The organism is Gordonia sp. UBA7599 (genome assembly GCA_002477755.1).
Taxonomy (GTDB): domain Bacteria; phylum Actinomycetota; class Actinomycetes; order Mycobacteriales; family Mycobacteriaceae; genus Gordonia.
Window position 1 is genome coordinate 27,197 of the sequence record DLKD01000012.1, and the last position, 241, is coordinate 27,437.

Genomic DNA, 241 nt, shown 5'->3' on the forward strand with positions numbered 1-241 from the left:
ACGTGCTCGACGCGCTGCGCGCAGCCGGTTTCGCACCCGCCGCCGAGGACTCGTCCGGGGCGCTCGTCGACGTGCGGCCACGGGGCGTGCGCGTCGAATCATCCCGGACGGTGTGGTCGAGCAATGGTGACCGACCTGGACGTGCCGCCCCCACCGTCGAACAACTGGCCACGGTGATCACCCGGATGCGCACCGCCGACGAAGTCGCGGGGCAGGCCGCGAGCGCGCGGGGCACCGGCAC

Annotated in this window: 1 pseudogene; it reads left to right on the plus strand. The window is 73.9% G+C overall.

Annotated elements, in window-relative coordinates:
* Positions 1-241 (plus strand): annotated as a pseudogene (locus B4L26_RS01355) (DNA-binding protein); the annotation flags it as partial.